This window comes from Ciceribacter sichuanensis, assembly GCF_024055605.1.
Lineage (GTDB): Bacteria > Pseudomonadota > Alphaproteobacteria > Rhizobiales > Rhizobiaceae > Allorhizobium > Allorhizobium sichuanense.
Genome location: NZ_JAMXLX010000010.1, coordinates 24,946 through 43,360 on the forward strand (window position 1 = coordinate 24,946; position 18,415 = coordinate 43,360).

16 protein-coding genes are annotated in these 18,415 nt (G+C 61.0%); 4 read left to right on the forward strand and 12 right to left on the reverse strand.

The window, feature by feature from the left end:
• The first annotated feature begins 65 nt into the window (after positions 1-65).
• Positions 66-1,013, forward strand: a complete 948-nt coding sequence (locus NBH21_RS22505) for a LysR family transcriptional regulator (protein WP_250913037.1) — start codon at positions 66-68, stop codon at positions 1,011-1,013.
• 247 nt (positions 1,014-1,260) lie between these two features.
• On the opposite strand, the gene NBH21_RS22510 is transcribed toward NBH21_RS22505, so the two are convergent.
• The 7 genes from NBH21_RS22510 to NBH21_RS22545 all read right to left on the reverse strand — a co-directional run bounded on the left by NBH21_RS22510 (position 1,261) and on the right by NBH21_RS22545 (position 8,757).
• A protein-coding gene (locus NBH21_RS22510; RefSeq protein ID WP_250913038.1) for an IS630 family transposase occupies positions 1,261-2,204 on the reverse strand; the annotation gives its coding sequence in 2 pieces (ribosomal slippage) (positions 1,261-1,868 and positions 1,868-2,204; 945 coding nt in all).
• 471 nt (positions 2,205-2,675) lie between these two features.
• The gene (locus tag NBH21_RS22520) at positions 2,676-3,767 is read right to left on the reverse strand and encodes an ABC transporter ATP-binding protein (protein ID WP_250913039.1); all 1,092 of its coding nucleotides are present in this window, start codon (positions 3,765-3,767) and stop codon (positions 2,676-2,678) included.
• Positions 3,764-4,699 (reverse strand): PfkB family carbohydrate kinase, encoded by a 936-nt coding sequence (locus NBH21_RS22525; protein ID WP_250913040.1) that lies wholly within the window; start codon positions 4,697-4,699, stop codon positions 3,764-3,766. The genes NBH21_RS22520 and NBH21_RS22525 overlap by 4 nt, the downstream gene beginning before the upstream one ends.
• 5 nt (positions 4,700-4,704) lie before the next feature.
• Positions 4,705-5,727, reverse strand: coding sequence for an SIS domain-containing protein (locus NBH21_RS22530; RefSeq protein WP_250913041.1), 1,023 nt, complete (start codon positions 5,725-5,727; stop codon positions 4,705-4,707).
• Positions 5,724-6,569: a carbohydrate ABC transporter permease gene (locus NBH21_RS22535; RefSeq protein ID WP_250913042.1), complete on the reverse strand. Its 846-nt coding sequence runs from the start codon at positions 6,567-6,569 to the stop codon at positions 5,724-5,726. The genes NBH21_RS22530 and NBH21_RS22535 overlap by 4 nt, the downstream gene beginning before the upstream one ends.
• Complete coding sequence (locus tag NBH21_RS22540; RefSeq protein ID WP_250913043.1) at positions 6,569-7,450, reverse strand: carbohydrate ABC transporter permease; 882 nt, start codon at positions 7,448-7,450, stop codon at positions 6,569-6,571. The genes NBH21_RS22535 and NBH21_RS22540 overlap by 1 nt, the downstream gene beginning before the upstream one ends.
• Before the next feature lie 68 nt (positions 7,451-7,518).
• The gene (locus tag NBH21_RS22545; RefSeq protein ID WP_250913044.1) at positions 7,519-8,757 is read right to left on the reverse strand and encodes an extracellular solute-binding protein; all 1,239 of its coding nucleotides are present in this window, start codon (positions 8,755-8,757) and stop codon (positions 7,519-7,521) included.
• Positions 8,758-8,985: 228 nt separating this feature from the next.
• Here NBH21_RS22545 and NBH21_RS22550 point away from each other — a divergent pair, with 228 nt between their 5' ends.
• Positions 8,986-10,206 (forward strand): ROK family transcriptional regulator, encoded by a 1,221-nt coding sequence (locus tag NBH21_RS22550; RefSeq protein ID WP_250913045.1) that lies wholly within the window; start codon positions 8,986-8,988, stop codon positions 10,204-10,206.
• 269 nt (positions 10,207-10,475) lie between these two features.
• Here NBH21_RS22550 and NBH21_RS22555 read toward each other — a convergent pair whose 3' ends face one another.
• Genes NBH21_RS22555 through NBH21_RS22575 form a run of 5 tightly spaced genes read right to left on the reverse strand, consistent with a single transcriptional unit; the run spans position 10,476 to position 16,726 of the window.
• Positions 10,476-12,206 (reverse strand): acetyl/propionyl/methylcrotonyl-CoA carboxylase subunit alpha, encoded by a 1,731-nt coding sequence (locus tag NBH21_RS22555; RefSeq protein WP_250913046.1) that lies wholly within the window; start codon positions 12,204-12,206, stop codon positions 10,476-10,478.
• Between the two features lie 43 nt (positions 12,207-12,249).
• Positions 12,250-13,851, reverse strand: a complete 1,602-nt coding sequence (locus NBH21_RS22560) for a 5-oxoprolinase subunit B/C family protein (RefSeq protein ID WP_250913047.1) — start codon at positions 13,849-13,851, stop codon at positions 12,250-12,252.
• A 7-nt stretch (positions 13,852-13,858) separates the two neighbouring features.
• A complete protein-coding gene (locus NBH21_RS22565) occupies positions 13,859-14,665 on the reverse strand; it encodes a putative hydro-lyase (RefSeq protein WP_250913048.1) in 807 nt (268 codons plus the stop codon).
• 25 nt (positions 14,666-14,690) lie between these two features.
• Entirely contained in the window at positions 14,691-15,455 is a 765-nt protein-coding gene (locus NBH21_RS22570; protein ID WP_250913049.1) for a LamB/YcsF family protein, read from the reverse strand.
• 11 nt (positions 15,456-15,466) lie between these two features.
• Complete coding sequence (locus NBH21_RS22575) at positions 15,467-16,726, reverse strand: NRAMP family divalent metal transporter (RefSeq protein WP_250913050.1); 1,260 nt, start codon at positions 16,724-16,726, stop codon at positions 15,467-15,469.
• Between the two features lie 395 nt (positions 16,727-17,121).
• Here NBH21_RS22575 and NBH21_RS22580 point away from each other — a divergent pair, with 395 nt between their 5' ends.
• Together NBH21_RS22580 and NBH21_RS22585 are read left to right on the forward strand one after the other, a co-directional pair.
• On the forward strand, positions 17,122-17,784 hold the full coding sequence (locus NBH21_RS22580) for a GntR family transcriptional regulator (protein ID WP_250913051.1): 663 nt from the start codon (positions 17,122-17,124) through the stop codon (positions 17,782-17,784).
• A gap of 236 nt (positions 17,785-18,020) precedes the next feature.
• On the forward strand, positions 18,021-18,266 hold the full coding sequence (locus NBH21_RS22585; RefSeq protein ID WP_250913052.1) for a hypothetical protein: 246 nt from the start codon (positions 18,021-18,023) through the stop codon (positions 18,264-18,266).
• Positions 18,267-18,415: the final 149 nt, after the last annotated feature.

Below are 18,415 nucleotides of genomic sequence, written 5' to 3' on the forward strand. Positions count from 1 at the left end.
TTTGAGGAGATATGACGAAGGACGCCTAGCTTGATAATGTCGTCAAAAATCGCTTTAGTAATGCCATGAAGGAACAAATAGCGCTCGATCGACTGACGGGCCTGATCGCCTTTGCCCGTGCTGGGTCAATGGGGAGTTACACTGCCGCCGCCCGGTCGTTGGCGATTTCCCCCTCGGCCGTCAGCAAGAGCATCCAGCGGCTGGAGCAGAACCTGGGTGTCTCCCTCTTCACCCGTACAACCCGTTCGCTGAGGTTCACTCCTGAAGGTCGCGATCTGCATGAACGTGCCCTGCGATTGTTGAGCGCGGCGGAGGAAATCGAGCAGGCGGCAAAGTCCGCGCGCTCGGAACCATCGGGCACCCTGCGGGTCGCTGCATCGCTGCCCATCGGCATCCATATGATCGCTCCCACCCTCCCGGCATTTCGAGAGCGCTACCCCGAGGTCGTGGTCGATCTGCGTCTGAGCGACCGGTTCATCGACATCATCGAGGAAGGGATGGACGTCGCCGTACGGATCGGCGACCTCGCTGACTCGCGACTTCTGTCACGCAAATTGGCACCCCACATCTTCTGCTGTTTCGCGTCGCCGGACTATCTGACTGCGCGTGGCACTCCCTCGCATCCGAATGAACTGGAGGAACACGATACCGTAAGCCTCCGATATCAAAGCACCGGTCTTGTGATGCTCTGGCCTTTTCGCGCCGGTGACCGCGATATCGAGTTGGCACCGCAGTCCGGCATTATCGTGGACGCCAGTGAGGCGCACATTGCCGCGCTTGTCGCCGGCGGCGGCATCGGCATCAGTGCGGATTTCGTCGCGGCGCCCTATGTGGCGAGTGGAGAATTGGTGCCGGTGTTGTCCGACTATGCGGTCAAGCGGGACAATATCACAGCGGTCTGGCCGGAAAGCCGCCGCTCCAATCCGGCGGTACGCGCCTTTCTCACCCATTTGCAGCAGGCTTTTCAGGCGCGGATGCCCGCAACGGGACAGCCGTACATACCTACGGGATGAAGGATGTTGTTCAGCGGTTGGGCGATGGCCGGAGCGCCATAATTTCCGGCCATGGAGACGATGGCGAGGTCGAGGGCATTTACCAAGAAAAGCCGTTGTTCGCCTGTCGATCGCCGCGTTGACCGGCATGTCCCGGTCCTGCCAGCGGACGGTAAGGGCAAAGATTGGTGAGAGTGGGTCTTGGAATGAATCCGGGTCAGTGAGCCACGAGTTCGTAGAGCTGATTTTACACTAGAGCGCGTCCACTTTACTCGGGATCGTATCCGCAGGATATGAAGTAATTGGCGCATTCTTTCGGTTCGAACATGGTGACGACTTGGCCGACCGCATCCCAAAGAGCATCGACGGTCCGCTCGGCCTTTGCGTGTAAGACCGCCTTCAGTTTTGCGAATGCCTTTTCGATAGGATTGAAGTCTGGGCTGTATGGCGGGAGGTAGAGCAGTCGGCATCCCACCGCTTCGACTGCACGGCGCGCACCTTCGGCTTTGTGCGCAGGCAGGTTGTCCATGACGACGATGTCGCCCGGTGCCAAGGTTGGAACGAGAACCTGCTCAAAATAGGCCAGAAACGCGATCCCGTTCATCGCGCCGTCGAGGACCATGGGTGCGGTCATGCCCGAAAGCCTGAGTGCTCCGGTGAATGTCGTCGTTTTCCAGTGTCCGTGCGGGATCGGGGAACGGCACCGCTCTCCGCAAATAGCCCGTCCGCGAAGCCGGGACATTTTTGTGCTCAGGCCTGTTTCATCGATAAAGACGAGACGTGCCGGATTGAGATCGAGTTGTCCCTCGAACCAGTCCCGACGGCGCTTTAGAAGGTCGGGGCGCTCCTGCTCCAATGCATGTGCGGTCTTTTTTTGAATGTCCAGCCACGCTTTCGCAGCCAGACATCAAGCCCGCTGCGGCCAATGGAGACCGCCCGCTCTTCGGCCAGCCGCAGGACCATCTCATTGAGCGTGACGTCCTTTGCCTCCTCTATCATACCGACGATGTAATCCTCGTGGGCATCAATCCGCGTGCCGCCACGTCGTCCCTGTTTCGCTGGCGTCATCTGCCCCTGCCGCGCACTGGCAATCCAGGCGATGGCTGTCGAAATGCCGATCCCAAATCGAGCCGCCGCCGAGCGCGCCGCCATACCATCACGGGATGCAGCCAAGACGCGGCTACGAAGATCGTCGCTGAAAGCTCGAGTCATGTTCCCTCCGACCATATCAACAGTCGGAGCAAGCGAATCAAGTTTTCGTCAGCAAAGGAATCCTCAAAACGATTCCGCGTTCAATGGATGTGCTCCAGCGGTATCATAGGGATTGCCTCTGCGGCCCATTGACCTAACCAGATCACCGCCGGCCAGCGCATCCCGACAAAGCTGGGCAGAGCATATTGTGAGCCGCGGTATACTTGTGCGCCCAAATTCGGATCAGGTTGCGCGACACGTCGTGGCGTTTGGCCGGACCATGCAGCGTCTCGCCCGCGATAAACTCCTGCGCGACCTCCCGTTTGAACTCGATACCGTGACGACGATGTCTTGCTACGGGCTCCACTTTCGGAAACCCGACAAACCTGGTCAATTCATCAAGCCTGTCTGTCCACCCTCGGGGACGCAGTCCATATCGGCGCACAATATTTGCATGCCGAAACACACCGCCAAATCCGGTTCGATCCAGGTTCAGGACGGTCGATGTGCCATGGTGCGGCCTGTGGCTGCGTCAAAAACATGCAAGGCGTCGACATCGAGTGAAAATACGCATTGGCTTTCGGGTTGGACAGAGGCGTTGGCCGGCAGGCAGGCGGTAATGGAACGGTTTGCCACCTGTGCCGTGACCACCTTTTCGGGCCCGGTAAGTTCAACCACGGAAACTCGCGTAGGTAGAGAAACTAGGCCTGGCGCGTCGGAAGAGACCTTCAGGGCTTCCGGACGAATTCCGAGCCTCACGGCGTGACCTTCGCTAATAGCGCTCCCGAAGCGGGCGGGAAGCGGGATTATCTCCTCGAGGCCTTCGATCCGCAGACCGCCGTTTACAGCGATCGCATCGAGTATGTTCATTGGCGGCGAACCGACGAACCCCGCGACGTAGAGCGTTTCTGGCTGGTTGTAGATTTCTTCCGGGGTACCGAGTTGTTCGATGCGCCCGTCCTTCATGACGGCGATCCGCGTGGCGAGCGTCATAGCTTCGATCTGATCGTGTGTGACGTAAACGACCGTGGTTTTCAGCATCTGGTGCAGACGCTTGATCTCCGTGCGCATTTCCATGCGCAGTTTCGCATCGAGATTGGACAGGGGTTCATCGAAGAGGAATACGCGGGGATTGCGCACCAGCGCTCGACCGATGGCCACACGCTGACGCTGGCCTCCGGAAAGCTGCGCCGGTTTGCGGTCGAGAAGATTCTCGATCTGCAGAAGTTTCGCTGTTTCCAGCACCGCCTTTTCGCGCTCGCTTGCCGGCGTCTTGCGCATTTCCAGCCCAAATCCGATGTTACGCGCGACGCTCATGTTCGGATAGAGCGCGTAGGACTGGAACACCATGGCAATGTCGCGGTCCTTGGGGTGGGCCGACAGGATGGAGCGTCCATCGATCGTCACGTCTCCGGCTGTGGGTTCGGCAAGGCCGGCGATGATGCTGAGAAGTGTGGACTTGCCGCAGCCAGACGATCCCAGGAGAACGAGGAATTCCCCGCTCTCAAGCGCGATGTCTATACCCTTCAATGTCTGCAAGTCGCCGTACTGCTTGCGAATTCCCCGGATTTCGAGTGCACTCATGGTCTGTTATCCTGAAGTATGGCTGACGGAAGATCGCCGTAACTGCGAGGCAAGGTTGAGATTGCCTCTGTAGCGACGGCAACGCCGGTCGAAAGACAGGTTTTGAGTGGCAGGCCAGCTGCCAGCGCCGCAAGAAAGGCAGCGTTGAAGACGTCACCGGCACCGATCGTGTCAACGACCGTAACCGCCCGCGCTTCCGCGCCAATGACAGTGCCGGATGGATCGAGAACCGTTGCCCCATCGGCGCCGCGCTTCACGATAACGATGGCATCGTCAGGCATGATGGTTTTCAGCTTCCGCCCGGCTTCGACCGGGTCCGAAATACCGGTGAGCGTTGTGGTCTCGATTTCGTTGAAGAGCGCAAGGCGGCAGCGCCGCAGCCAGTTCGTTGTCCGGCGCTTGTTGTCCTCATTCCAGCCTTCCATGGGCCAGCCCGTATCGAGAGCGACAGCGATATCGTGGGCATCCGCCCAGTCGAAAAGACGGTCGTATTCTTCCGCGAGCGCATCCATCAGGAATGCGCCCGACAACAGCATATATCCGCCCCGCAAGGACTCTCCGTCGAGTATGTCGAATACGGAAGCGAGGCGAAACACCGGCAGATGCCCGCGAGTGGTGAAGAAGGTCCGCTCTCCGTCAGGATGCGTGATGCCGATTGAGAGGGTCGTTCCGGTCTGTTCGACCGGCCATGCCTTCGCCTTTTCGCCAAAGCTCTGCAGCAACCATGTTCCGAACTGATCATTTCCGACGCTTGCGGCGACGCAATAGTCCACGCCGAGCGCGTCCCATACGAGCGCATTGTTGCCGGCGCAGCCACCAACCCGGAGTTCGTAATGATCCACGATGATTTCCGTGCCCACTTTGGGCCAAGGGGCTGCGGGACCGAGAATGAGATCGACATTGACGTTGCCGATGGCGGCAAGTGGACGCATTCGGTTTACTCGCTGCGGGTGATTTTGGAGGAACGCAAGGGGGTTCCTGCATTCGGGGTGCGCGCGTCGGCGAAAGCCACCATGAAGCTCTGCGCGACCGGCAGCATCGCGAGGATCGCCGTCATCCCGTTGGCTGGTGGGAATGCGACGGTCTTGACGCCTTCAATCGGGGGAAGGCCCGATGCGTCGAAGACGATGACGGGCGAGCCCGCCTCGGCGGCGGAGGTTGCCATGGCTGCGACGAGTGGCGCTGTAGCGTCATCCGCGCGGAAGAGGACCACGCCAACTTTCGGGCCGAGCATTTCCATGGGGCCGTGACGAAGCTGTCCGCCTTCGAGAGAGAAGCAGGGCATTCGCGACAACTCGGTCAGGCCAAGCGCGATCGCTTCGGCAAGCCCCTGCAACCGCCGCCCCGATGTGACGATCACGTCGATATCGGCGAAGCTTGCCAGAGCCGCATCGATGTCCGGTGTCTGCGGTGTCTTGAGCGCCTGCAGTGCCGAGGAAGGATCGAGGCCGAGCCCAGCAAGAATGGCGAGATGCAGGGCGAAGGTAATCGTCAGGCTGCGGGTCGCGGCGAAGGCCAGTTCGGTTCCCCCGAGCCCTACCAGGGATGTGGTGGAACGGGCGAGGGAGGAACTGCCTTCCATCGTGAGGCCGAAGGTGTCCGGTGTCCCGCCGGTCTCAGAAAACCAGCGTATGACTTCGGCGCTTTCGCCGGATTGGGACGTGACGAGAATGGTCCTGCCGGCGAGCGGCAACGGTTGGCCAAGCTGCTCAGATAATGGCAGTGCCACGGCTTCAATGCCGAGCGACCGGTAAAGCGGCTCCACGGCGCGGCTGACGGCATGGGAGCCGCCCATGCCAAGAAGCAAGAGGCGCCCGGTGGCCTTCAACGAGGCCGCGATCTTTCGGCCTGCTTCCGCATTCGCCTCGAATGAGGCAAGAGCGTCGGCATGCTGTCGAGCCATCTCGCGGTCGATTGCAACAAGCCCCGCCGGCCGATTGGAAATATCTGTCATGTTCAACCTTTAACGCCGCCACTGGTAAGCCCCGAAATCAGGGCTCGTTGCATGAGAAGGCCGATCAGCACGGGCGGTAGGGCGGCAATGACACCGGCCGTTGCGATCAATCCGTAGTCGGAGACACGGCCGCCGGCGAGATCCGCGATGGCGACGGTGAGGGTTTTGGCGCGCATGTCGGAGGTGAAGAGCAGCGCGTAGAAGAATTCGTCCCAGGCCAGCAGAAAGGCGAAAAGAGCGGATGTGGCGAGAACCGGGGCAGCAAGGGGCAACGTGATGAGCCGCAGTATCTGGTCAAGACGCGCGCCATCCATCATCGCTGCGCTTTCGATCTCACGCGGGATGGAATCGAAGCCCGACTTCAGAAGCCATGTGGTGAAGGGCGCAAGAATCGTCAGATAGATCAACGCCAACCCGAACACGGAGTTCAGCAGGCCCAGGGCCGCCAAGGCCATGTAGAGCGGGACCGACAGCGCGACCGGCGGCAACATGTAGGTGGCGATGACCGCGTGCAGCGACCAGGACACGGAAGGCGTACGCGATACCGCCCAGGCGGCGGGAACCGCAATCGCCATGGCCGCGATCGTGGCAAGGCCAGATACCATCAGACTGTTGACAAGCGCTGCCGTGAAGGCTGCACCTGCGCTGTTCGTTACAGGCGTCAGGAGTGTGGCATAACGCGACAGGTCGATCGTATCAGGCCACCAGTGCAACGGCCGTGCGGAAAGGTCGGCCGAAGAGGAAATGCTCATGATGAAGAGCCAGGCGATCGGTGCCAGAATCACGGCAGCAAGCAGCAAGGCCGCACAATGGACAAAGATCGAGAAGGCGCGGCTTTGTCTTTCCATCACGCCGCTCCCGCAGTTTTGCGCACCAGGGTGCCATAGACGATGGCGAGCAATGTCACGATCAGGGTGACGATGAGCGCCAGCGATGCACCTGATCCTGCTCTTTGGAATGAAAAGGCTTCCTGATAGACGAGGATGGACAGCGTCCGGGTGCTGTTGGCCGGCCCGCCGCGTGTCATGATCCATATGATGTCGAAGACCTTGAAAGCTTCTATGGTTCGCAGAACCAGAGCCACCAGAAGCGGGCCGACGAGATAGGGAAGTGTTACGTGGCGGAAACGGTTGAATGCGCCGGCACCGTCGACAAGCGCCGCTGCAGTGATATCGCGCGGTACAGCCTGCAAGGCGGCAAGTGCGATGAGCGCCACAAGCGGAAAATTCTTCCAGCAGTCAGCGACAATGAGCGCGGCAAGCGCCAGCCCGGGTTCGCCCAGCCAGGAACGATAGGCGTCAAGCAGGCCGATCTGGGTCAGTGCTGCGTTGAGCGCACCGTATTCCGGATTGTAGATGAGGCGCCATAACGTGGCGTTGACCACCGTTGGTAGCGCCCAGGGCAGAATGAGAAGGGCGCGCAGGACAGTTCGTCCATGGAATGGCTGATTGAGTAACAGGGCCGTCAGCACGCCAAGAACCATCTCCACGGCTACAGATATGACGGCAAAGAATGTCGTGGTAACAAGTGCCCGTTGGAAACCGGCGTTCCCGATCAACTTGGCATAGTTGGCGAAGCCTACAAATGTTCCCTCGGTGCCGACCAGCTTGGCGTCGGTAAGAGACAACCGAACGGTATCGAACAGAGGCCAGCCGATCACGGCGGTCATTACTACAAGCAATGGCAGCATGAGCAGCCATGCCCGAGTTGTCATCCATGTGCCCGGCATCATGCAGTTCCTTGATCAGGGAGGAGTTTCCGTCACCATCCCTGGGATGGTGACGGAAAGCGGTCGGATCAGAGGCCGCTGTTTTCCGCGGCAGTCTTCAGCGCATCCTCTGCCGAGGATTGTCCCAGAAGCGCTTCCTGTATGGCCTGTTGCAGGGCCGTCGACAGTTCCTGATACTTCGGAGTGGTGGGGCGAGGATACATGGCGGCAAGGCCGAGCTTGGCAGCGGCGATAAGCTCTTCCTGACCCTTCGTCACGGCCGGATCATCATACGATGAAGCCCATATGGGCAGGCTGAGTTTCGCATATTCATTCTGCACGGGCTGGGAAGTCATGTGGACGATGTACTTCCAGGCTTCCTCAGGATGCTTGCTGGTGGTCGTGACGCCGAGTCCCATTGAACCGTTGACTGCGGACACCTCGCTCTTGCCGGTGACGCCCGGTGCGGGAACAATGCCCACTTTCCCCGCTACCTTGCTTTCCTTGGGATCGTTGGCCATGTTGTACATATAGGTCCAGTTGAGGGCAAAAGCGGCTTCGCCATTCTGGAACACCTTGCGGACATCCTCTTCCAGGAATTCCTTGGAGTTCGGATTGGTCAGGCCGGAATTATAGCTCGTCACCATGTAGTTCAAAGCGTCGAGCCCGCCACCGGTCTGGAAATCAGGCTTTCCGTCCTTGAGGAAGTCTCCGCCATAAGCACTGACGAGAGTGGTATAGTCGCAGACTGCCGCTTCCGCCTGAGACCAACTCCAGGCGATCGGTGTTGAAAGCAACCCCTTGTCCTTGATGATCTTGGCTTGCTCCGCAAGTTCGTCCCATGTGCGGGGCGGCGCCTTGATGCCGGCCTTTTCGAGGATTTCCTTGTTGTAGAACATATACTTCGTATCGAGAATCCAGGGCATGCCGTAGCTCTTGCCGCTATATTGGACCGTGGTCCACGCTCCCGGCAGGATGCCTTTCTTCATATCGTCGGTAATGCGGTCGGAAATATCGACGAGAACGTTGTTGCTTGCGTATTCGGCCGGCCAGATCACGTCGAACAGCACGACGTCGTAACCGCCGCCGGATCCCTGGGCCAGCACTGTCTTGTCATGCAGGCCTTCGTAAGGGACGAATTCGAGATTCACCTTGATGTCCGGGTTGGCTTTCGTAAAAGCCTCCGTCATGGCGCGGACATCGTCCTCGCTATAGGCCGCCTGCGCCATAAAAAGCGCGTTCAGCGTCGTCTCTGCGAAAGCACTGCTTGCGAATGACAGCGCGGCGAAGCCGGTTCCGATCAGCAGTTTATGCGTGTTCTTCAACATCTTGCCCTCCATTGGCGATCAGATTCGATGGCCGGGACGCTTGGCGTCGTCCGGCGCTGAAATTTCCGCCGCTCTTTGCGGCAGCCGTCGACATATCGATCGAAACGCGTGGATTCGGCGCTCGCCGTTTTCCGATTTGTTCCCCGGAAGCTTCTTTGGCTTCATTAAGTCAATTGTCTTGACTTATTTATTGTTCGATAATCTAAACGTGTCAAGAGGAAATCTCCGATGAACAATGTCCGCCCCATCCGCGCCAAGCGCGGGACGAATCTGGAAGGTGCGAGCGCGCATAACCGGCGCGTGATCGTGGAAGCACTTCGGTTGAACGGGCAATTGTCACGTGCCGACCTGGCGCGCGCGACGGCATTGACGAAACAGACGGTGTCGAACATCGTGGATGAACTGGAACGCGACGGTCTTGTCGTGTCGCTGACCGCCGTGCGTAGCGGGCGCGGCCAGCCTTCGACGCCCTACAGGCTTGTGCCGGAGGGCGCCTATGCCATCGGCTTGCAGATCGATCGCCATGTCACTCGCTCCATCGCAGTTGATCTTGTCGGAACTGTTTTGGTCCGCTTTGCCGCCAGCCTGCCTCAAGGTGGCCCGTCGGCCGGCGTAAAAACAGTGCTCGATCTCGTGGAGAAAACGCGCAGGGAACTGGCGAAGATCGCTACCCATTCTGAAGAACGCCTCGTTGGACTTGGCGTGGCGATGCCCGGGCCTTTCGGTATCGAGACGGTCGATGACGATCCCTGGATGATGAGCGCATGGCAGAATTTTCCACTGCTCGAGACGCTTGCCGTGGGCACCGGATTAGACGTTGCGCTCCAGAATGACGCAGCAGCGGCAGCCACGGCGGAAAAAATGATCGGCGCAGCCAACGGGATCGACCACGCCATATGTCTCTATCTCGGTTATGGCCTTGGCGCCGGTCTTATCCTTGACGGGGATCTTTATCGCGGTGCGAATGGTAATGCGGGCGAAATCGGCATGGTTCTTACCACCCGACCCGAGGGAAGGCTTTCCCCGCTTGAGCATCGCACTTCCATCGCCTCGCTCTGCAAGGTTATGGATATAGATCCAGCCATCGACGACCTGTATGGCAGGATTACGGATGCCGTAGCGATGAGGAACCCAAGACTGCTCGAATGGGTGGAGGGCGCCGCGGCGGATCTGCGCGCGACGATCCAGATGAGCGAAACCATCTTCGATCCGCAAACGATCATCCTCTGCGGGAGTTTGCCGGAAACGCTTGCGCGTCTCCTGATGCAGTCCCTCGATCCTCTGCTTCCGTCCATCGCGGAACGGCGGGACCGCACGTTTCCCCGGCTTCAACTCGGCTTTACCGATCCCTGGGCCGTGGCGGTTGGCGCCGCCGCCGAGCCGATCGGTCGCACGTTCGACCCGCGCTTTTCGGCCATTCTGAAGACGCGTGCGGGGTTCGTCGCCTAGAGCCGTGTCACTAAGGCGAGCCGATCTGCAACCTGATGCCGATTGCCCAAGCAGTCTCGGGGGGGCTTGAAGTCGGCTTCGTGCTCGAATGGACGCGCGATCTTCCCAGCCGCGCCTTCGAGTTCAAGTCGATCAGGGGCATGGCGAATTACATCCAAGCGCACGGGTCACCCTAGATCCCATAAAACAGCAAGAGCTTAGCGTCCGTCTTAACTGCTGAAAGCCGTCTGTCCTACGCCCCATGCAGCAACGCGGGTGAGCGTCCTTTCTCACCCTTCGAAACGTGCGATTTCGTCCCCGGCCTGCAGATAGTCGTTGGCGCTTGCTTTCAGCCGAATCTTGCCGTTGCGTGTCGCGATGACCTGGGTTTCCATCTTCATCGCTTCCATCACCGCGATCAGGTCTCCGACGGCGACCTCCGCGCCATCCTCGACCCTGAACGCCTGTAGCGTGCCGGAAATGGGCGCCGTAATGCTCGAGGCGTCTTCCGCATCGGCCACCGGTGTCTGACCGATGCCGGACCCGACCAGGCCGCCGAGACCGGCCAGCATGGCGGCCGGAATCCCGAGGGCGTGGCGCTTGCCATCGATCTCGACATAGGTGCGGATCAGCGTGGTGTCGGCGATCGGCTCGGGCCGGGCGGCGGCCTCCAAAGTCGATGCGAAATCCGTTTCGATCCAGCGCGTATGCACCTTGAAGCCGCCTTCACCGATGAAGTCGTCGTTTTCCACCACGGCGCGATGGAAGGGAAGAACGGTGGCGACCCCTTCAATCCGGAATTCTCCCAGAGCGCGGCGCGCGCGCGCGAGGGCCTGCTCCCGGGTCGCGCCGACGACGATCAGCTTGGCCGTCAGGGAATCGAAGGTGCCGGGCACCGTCGAGCCGGACACCACGCCGCTATCGAGGCGGATGCCGGGGCCGGAGGGAGGGGAGAAGGTCGAGATCGTGCCCGGCGTCGGCAGGAAGCCACGACCCGGATCTTCGGCATTGATGCGAAACTCGATCGCATGACCGCGTGGCGCGGGTGTCTCAGTGACTTGCAGCGGCAAACCGTCGGCAATGCGGAACTGTTCGATGACCAGATCGATACCGGTCGTCTCTTCGGTCACCGGATGTTCGACCTGAAGCCGGGTATTGACCTCGAGGAAGGAGATCGTGCCGTCAATACCGAGCAGAAATTCGACCGTGCCGGCGCCCGAATATCCGGCCGCGGCGCAGATGCGCCTAGCGGCATCATGGATCTGCTGGCGCTGGGCCTGCGAGAGGAAGGGCGCGGGGGCCTCCTCGACGAGTTTCTGGTTGCGGCGCTGCAGCGAGCAGTCTCGGGTGCCGAGCACCAGGACATTGCCGTGCTTGTCGGCCAGAACCTGCGCCTCGATATGGCGGGGGCGGTCAAGGAAGCGTTCGAGGAAACATTCGCCGCGACCGAAGGCGGCCTTTGCCTCGCGAACGGCGGATTCGTAGAGTTCCGCCACTTCCTCCATCTTCCAGGCAACCTTGAGTCCACGCCCGCCGCCGCCATGGGCCGCCTTGATGGCGACCGGAAGGCCATGCTGTTCGGCAAAGGCGACCACTTCCGCGGCCGTCTCGACGGGGCCGTCGCTTCCGGCGACGAGCGGTGCTCCGACGCTCAGGGCAATCCGCCGCGCTTCAACCTTGTCGCCGAGCGCTTCGATGACATGCGGGTCGGGGCCGATCCAGATCAGTCCCGCCTGCTGTACGGCGCGGGCAAACTCGGCCCGTTCGGACAGGAATCCGTAGCCCGGATGGACCGCATCGGCCCCGGAACGCTTGGCGATGGCGATCAGCTTTTCGATGTCGAGATAGGTCTCCGCCGGCCGGCTGCCCTCCAGTCCATAGGCCTCGTCGGCCAGTGTGACGAAGAGTGCATCCATGTCCGTGTCCGCATAGACCGCGACCGATTGCAGGCCATGGTCACGACAGGCGCGGATGATGCGGACGGCGATTTCGCCGCGGTTGGCGATCAGCACTTTCTTCATGGATGTCTCCTCACTGTTCTTGTTGGCCGCGGGTCCGCGCGTCTCAAGCCTTGCTCGGCTGAATATCGGCGAAACCCGTCACGGGCCTGAAACGTATCCGGGCATTGACCGGGATCTGCCCGGCGAGATCGAGATGGTAGTCCGCCACCGTGCCGATGACGGGATAGCCGCCGGTCAGCGGATGGTCCGCCAGGAACAGAACCGGCTGGCCGCTGTGCGGCACCTGGATGGCGCCGGTGGCCGTGCCTTCGCTCGGCAGTTCCGCCCTGTCCTTGCGTTCCAGCGAGACCTCGCCGGCAAGGCGGATACCCACGCGGTTCGATTGTGGCGTCACCTGCCAGAGCTGGTCGGAGAGCGTGGCGATGCCCGTCTGCGTAAACCAGTCGCTGCGCGGCCCCATGATCACGTCGAGCGTTACGATTTCGCTGGGAGCCGGATGATCGAAGGCGGGCATTTCGGATAGCGAAACACTGGTCAGGTTCGATGTTTCGCTGTCGACTGTCAGCAGCGCTCCCGTGGTGACCGGATCGGGTCCCACCACGGCCAGCGTATCGGTCGAGGCGCTGCCGAGGACCGGCTTCACGCGAAAGCCGCCGCGGACGGCGAGGTAGCTGCGCATTCCCCGGGGGGCATGGCCAAGGGTAACGATGTCGCCTGCTTCGAGCGAGATTGGATGATAGGTCTCGGCCTTGCTGATGCGGCCGGAGGCGTCGCGGATCGAGATCGGGCAGGGGGCGCCGGTAAGCGCCATCACGGCGCGGCCGGATACCTCGAAGGAGAAGCCACCCGGGATGATTTCGAGACAGGGTGCGTTGACGGGATTTCCGACGACGCGGTTGGCAGCCTTGAACGCGCCCTGGTCGAGCGCGCCGGATGCCGACACGCCCTGACCGGTCTGTCCGAAACGGCCGAGATCCTGGAACAGGGCCGGCACGGGAGCGGTCAAAACTTTCAGCGTCGGACCGTCGGCGGCGGCCGCGACCGTTGGAGCGACGGCAACCTTCGTCCCCGTGGCGGAAACGGGAACCGTCCTCTTTTCCAGATCGAAGAACCTCACCCTGTAGCCGGGCTGAAACAGCGCCGGCGGATCGCGTGACAGGTCCCACATCTTTTCCGGTGTCGTGCCGATGATCTGCCAGCCGCCGGGGCTGGCTTGCGGATAGACGCCGGAGAACGCGCCGGCCAGGGCGACCGAGCCCGCCGGAATTTTCGTGCGCGGGCTGCTGCGGCGCGGCACGTGAAGTGCAGGATCGCCGCCGACGAGATAGCCGAAGCCGGGAGCGAAGCCGCAGAAGGCCACTGTGAAGGTGCTCTCGGTATGGCGGCGGATGACCTCTTCGACCGAAAGACCCGTCAGCTCCGCCACGTCGGCCAGGTCTTCGCCATGATAGCTGACCGGGATCTCGACAAGCTTGTCGGAGGTGGCAACGCGGGCCGACAAATCGCGGGTTGCGATTTCGCCGGCGAGCTCTTCCGCCGACAGCCTTGAGGGCCGGAAGCGAACCATCAGCGTGCGGGCGGCGGGCACCATGTCCTCGATGCCTTCCACCGGATCGGCTTCGAGCGAGGCGAACAGCGCCAGCGTCTCGTCGAGATCGGCGAGTTCTACCAGCAGAACTGTCAGGCTGACGGGCAGGAAACGCATCGAAACCTCAGGCGTGATATGCGGAATCGGGAATGTCGGTAATGAACATATGCCCCGGCGCATGGGTGATTGCGAAGGGCACGCCAGACGCCATAACGGCCGCCTGAGGGGTGACGCCGCAGGCCCAGAAGACGGGAACCTCACCGGGCTCGATGCGCACCGGATCACCGAATTCCGGCCTGGAAAGATCCCGGATGCCGATCTCTTCGGGAGCACCGACATGCACGGGCGCGCCATGCACCGACGGGAAACGACCGGAGATCGTGGCCGCATCGGCGACCCGCGACGCCTTGATCGGCCGCATCGAGACCACCATGTTCCCGTGCAGGCGACCGGCCGGGCGGCAGGGCTTGTCGGTCAGGTACATCGGCACGTTCGACTTGTCGGTGATGTGACGAATTTCGATGCCGGCTTCGACCATGGGGGTTTCGAAGGTGAAACTGCAGCCGATGAGGAAGCTGACGAGATCGGGATGTTCCGCCCAGGCGGCGGTCGCATCGGCGGTTTCCTCGGCGAGCTTGCCATCGCGCCAGATGCGATAGAGCGGCAGATCCTTGCGCAGGTCCGCGCCCGGCGCCAGAAGCGTCGCGTGCGAGCCCGGATCGGAGACGTCGAGAACCGGGCAGGCTTTCGGATTGCGTTGCGCATAAAGCAGGAAATCGAAGGCCCAGTCGCGCGGCAGCACGATCATGTTGGCCTGGGTGAAGCCGGGGGCAACGCCGGAGGTCGGCTCGATCGCGCCTGCGCGATAACGCTCGCGGGCGATACGGGCCGGCTCGGTATTGACGTGACGAAGATGGTCTGTCGCGATCATTGTGTTCTTCCTTCGATGATCCTGATCAAGCCGTCAGGAACGAGCGGACGGTGATGCCATCGGCCTCGAATGCGCGCCGGATTTCCCGCGCGATGGCAACGGCACCGGGGCTGTCGCCGTGGACGCAGATCGACTGCGCGTCGATCCTGATGGTCGAGCCGTCGATCGCTTCGAGCGTACCTTCACGGGCAAGCTGCAGCATGCGGCGGGCGATCAGTTGTGGGTCATGCAGGACGGAACCTTCTTCGCGACGGGAAACAAGCTGACCGTCCGGCGTGTAGGCGCGGTCGGCGAAAGCTTCCGCGACCACGTTCAGGCCCGACTTGCGGGCGAGTTCGAGGATTGGAGATCCTGCAAGGCCCATCAGGACGAGCGAGGGGTCGATGGCCTTGATGCCATCGATCACCGCCTGGCCCTGCTTCGGATCGTATGCGATGCGATTGTAAAGCGCGCCATGCGGCTTGACATATCCGACGCCAACGCCGGCAGCGGCGGCGATGCCCTTGAGGGCACCGATCTGATAGATGACGTCGGCGATGAGTTCTCCGCCCGTCACGTCCATGTCGCGCCGGCCGAAGCCGACGCGATCCGGATAGGAGACATGCGCCCCGATGGAAACACCTTTCCCGGCCGCCGCCTTGACGGTCTTCAGAATGCCGGCGGGGTCCCCGGCATGGAAGCCGCAGGCGACATTGGCGCTGGACACGATGGCGAGCATTGCCGCGTCATCGCCCATGGCCCAGGCGCCATAGCTTTCACCGAGGTCACTGTTCAGATCGATGGCAGTCATGTCTCTTTTCCTCAGGAAGCAGTCAGCAGCGCGAAGATCGGGCCGATCGACTTGTAGCCCATGTACCAGGTGAGCGCGCAGGTCAGCACACCGAGCGCCAGCAACCAGCGCGGATAGCGATAGCCGCCCATGAGGTCCGAACGAGCCCAGGCCGCATAGATGAAGATCGACAGGCCGATCGGCAGGATCAGACCGTTCAGACCGCCGACGAAGACGAGCATCTGGGCCGGTGGCGTGGTGATGACCACGTAGAAGAACAGCGATACGGCGATGAAGATCACGGTGGCGATGTTGCGGGCGCGTTCGCTGATGTCCTTCTTGAAGACGGTGATGAACGAGACCGAGGTATAGGCGGCACCGATGACCGAGGTGATCGCGGCAAACCACAGCACGGCACCGAAGATGCGATAGCCGACATCGCCGGCGGCGGCCTGGAAAGCCTGCGCTGCAGGGTTTGCCCCCTTGCCCGAGATGTCGATCACGACACCGCTGGCAACGACGCCGAGGATTGCAAGGAAGAGCACATAGCGCATCAGCCCGGTGACGGCGATGCCCGTCAGCGCCGCGCGGTTGACGGCTCCGAGGTTTTCGATGCCGACCGTCCCCTTGTCGAGCAGGCGATGGGCGCCGGAATAGGTGATGTAGCCGCCGACGGTGCCGCCGACGATGGTGGTGATCGTGGCGAAGTCGATCGTGCTCGGCAGGAAGGTCTGGAAAAGCGCATCACCGACCGGGGGACCGGAAACGATGGCGACATAAAGCGTCAGGACGATCATCAGGACGCCGGCCACGATGATCAGCCGGTCGATGGCGACGCCTGCGCGCTTCGACAGGAATATGGCGATGGCGATCAGCGCGCTGACCGCACCGCCCCATTTCGGATCGATGCCGAGCATGGCGTTGAGGCCGAGGCCGGAGCCGCCGATATTGCCGATGTTGAAGAAAAGGCCGCCGACGATGACGAGAACGGCCAGCACATAACCCGTGCCCGGAACGGCGGCATTGGCAATATCGGAGGCGCGCATCCTGGTGAGCGTCACGATCCGCCAGATGTTCAACTGCACCACGAAATCGATCAGGATCGACGCCAGAATGGCAAAGGCAAAGGCAGACCCGAGCTTGGTCGTGAAGGTCGCCGTCTGGGTGATGAAGCCCGGCCCGATGGCCGAGGTTGCCATGAGGAAGATCGCGGCCGTCAATGCCGCGCGGCGTGACCTTGCGGACATGCCGCCGGGGCTGGCGCTGCTTTGGGATGTCGAATTCTGATCCATGTTACCCTCTCCGTTGATCGATCGATTGTTCGAAACTCGTGGCGGAATTGACTATCGATAAAGGCAAGGTCGTCTGGTTTCACAATTCTGTCAATATTGTTCAACAATTTTATTGCATCGTTCTACCATTGTGGACAAATGTTGAGCGATTTGCTTTCCTCTTGGGCACTTATCTCCTCGATTTGCGTAGATATGCACCATCCCGGATCGGTTGTCGGCACTGGCCTTCACAAGTCTGGAGGGTTGCCGTCAGGCGCGATGCACGGATGCAGCTGGGCAAACATCGCTGACCATAAAGCTCTCCTGCGAGGGAGAAGCAGTTTCGTTTCCGTGCAAAGCACGTTAACGATGCGCTGGGGCCAATTACTTGCATTTGGAATGTTCAAGGGACATTGATGGCTGAGCAGGAAACCACATCGGCGCTTGCGCCTCGCCTGGCGGAAGAGATCCGCGACAAGCTCATTGCCGGGGAACTGAAGCCCGGTCAGCGCCTGTCAGAAGCGGCCTTGAGCGGTGATCTCGCGGTTTCGCGCAATTCGCTGAGGGAAGCTTTCCGCCTGCTCACCAAGGAAGGATTGCTGCACCACGAACCCCATCGAGGCGTTTTCGTCGCCACTCCCAGCATGGCCTCGATCATCGACATCTACCGGGTGCGCCGAATGATCGAATGCCAGGCGATCGCCAGAGCCTATCCCAATCACCCCGCCGTCGCGCGCATGCGCAGCGCGGTGGAATGCGCAAGGAGCGCCCGCGATGAGAAGGATTGGGGCACGGTCGGCAGCCAGAACATGGTGTTCCATGCCGCGATCGTGGACCTCGCCGACAGTCAGCGTCTCAATGCCTTCTACGCGCAAATCGCCGCCGAGCTTCGCTTGAGCTTCGGCCTGCTCGCCAGCCCTGAGCTTCTGCACGGCCCGTATGTGGACCTCAACGCCGCGCTGGTCGAGATGCTGGTGGCCGGAAGGACCAAGGAGGCGGCCGAGGCACTGGAGAGCTATCTTCTGCAGTCCGAACGCACGGTGCTGGCAGCGTTTTCGCGAATTGACGTCAATACATGACGTTGTGTGGCCAGCCGCAAGTATTCGCGCTGAACCGTAAAAATGGCCATCGGAAGAGAAATTGACGCTCCAAAATCCTGTCCGGTTCAGACGGTTGGAGAGATATTGTTCCGTACCGGCTTTGCGCTTGCGCCCATCCGCAGAACTCATGGCCATGACGATTGCCGCGAGGCGGTTCTCCGGAACGATCTCATCGCTTCCTCGTTTGGCTTGGATAGCAACGTGGAGGAACGACTATGTCGACGAACACCTGGCTTCACATCATCTGCGCCATGCAGATCAACGCAGTGCTCTTTGGCTTGGGAGCAGTCATTGTACTGGTCAGTCCCGTCATGGCCGCAGACGCCAAGATATGGATCCCGCTCGTGGTCGTGCTGAGCTTCGTTCTCGCTCTGATTCTCGCCAGGTTCATCGCACCCAGGCTCCGATTGAGATACTGGCGAAAACGCGGTCAGCGCGGCGATGCCATTTCCGGCTATTGACGAGCAGGAGATCTTCTTAACCCTGAAATTCGCAGCGCCTTTGGGCGTCGGTGATCGTGCGTTATGCTGTGTGTGATGCGCCTGGCCCGCTGCCTTCGGATGCCCTCTTCCGGCACTATCGTTTTGGGAATATTTGCGGAACAATTGGG

Bases quoted from the DNA above. Each gene is read 5' to 3' on its own strand.
- NBH21_RS22565 (WP_250913048.1), bottom strand. From the start codon at position 14,665: ATGATCGCGACAGACCATCTTCGTCACGTCAATACCGAGCCGGCCCGT.
- NBH21_RS22570 (WP_250913049.1), bottom strand. From the start codon at position 15,455: ATGACTGCCATCGATCTGAACAGTGACCTCGGTGAAAGCTATGGCGCC.
- NBH21_RS22520 (WP_250913039.1), bottom strand. From the start codon at position 3,767: ATGAGTGCACTCGAAATCCGGGGAATTCGCAAGCAGTACGGCGACTTG.
- NBH21_RS22585 (WP_250913052.1), top strand. From the start codon at position 18,021: ATGTCGACGAACACCTGGCTTCACATCATCTGCGCCATGCAGATCAAC.
- NBH21_RS22580 (WP_250913051.1), top strand. From the start codon at position 17,122: ATGGCTGAGCAGGAAACCACATCGGCGCTTGCGCCTCGCCTGGCGGAA.
- NBH21_RS22560 (WP_250913047.1), bottom strand. From the start codon at position 13,851: ATGCGTTTCCTGCCCGTCAGCCTGACAGTTCTGCTGGTAGAACTCGCC.
- NBH21_RS22545 (WP_250913044.1), bottom strand. From the start codon at position 8,757: ATGTTGAAGAACACGCATAAACTGCTGATCGGAACCGGCTTCGCCGCG.
- NBH21_RS22555 (WP_250913046.1), bottom strand. From the start codon at position 12,206: ATGAAGAAAGTGCTGATCGCCAACCGCGGCGAAATCGCCGTCCGCATC.
- NBH21_RS22535 (WP_250913042.1), bottom strand. From the start codon at position 6,569: ATGGAAAGACAAAGCCGCGCCTTCTCGATCTTTGTCCATTGTGCGGCC.
- NBH21_RS22550 (WP_250913045.1), top strand. From the start codon at position 8,986: ATGAACAATGTCCGCCCCATCCGCGCCAAGCGCGGGACGAATCTGGAA.
- NBH21_RS22575 (WP_250913050.1), bottom strand. From the start codon at position 16,726: ATGGATCAGAATTCGACATCCCAAAGCAGCGCCAGCCCCGGCGGCATG.
- NBH21_RS22505 (WP_250913037.1), top strand. From the start codon at position 66: ATGAAGGAACAAATAGCGCTCGATCGACTGACGGGCCTGATCGCCTTT.
- NBH21_RS22525 (WP_250913040.1), bottom strand. From the start codon at position 4,699: ATGCGTCCACTTGCCGCCATCGGCAACGTCAATGTCGATCTCATTCTC.
- NBH21_RS22540 (WP_250913043.1), bottom strand. From the start codon at position 7,450: ATGCCGGGCACATGGATGACAACTCGGGCATGGCTGCTCATGCTGCCA.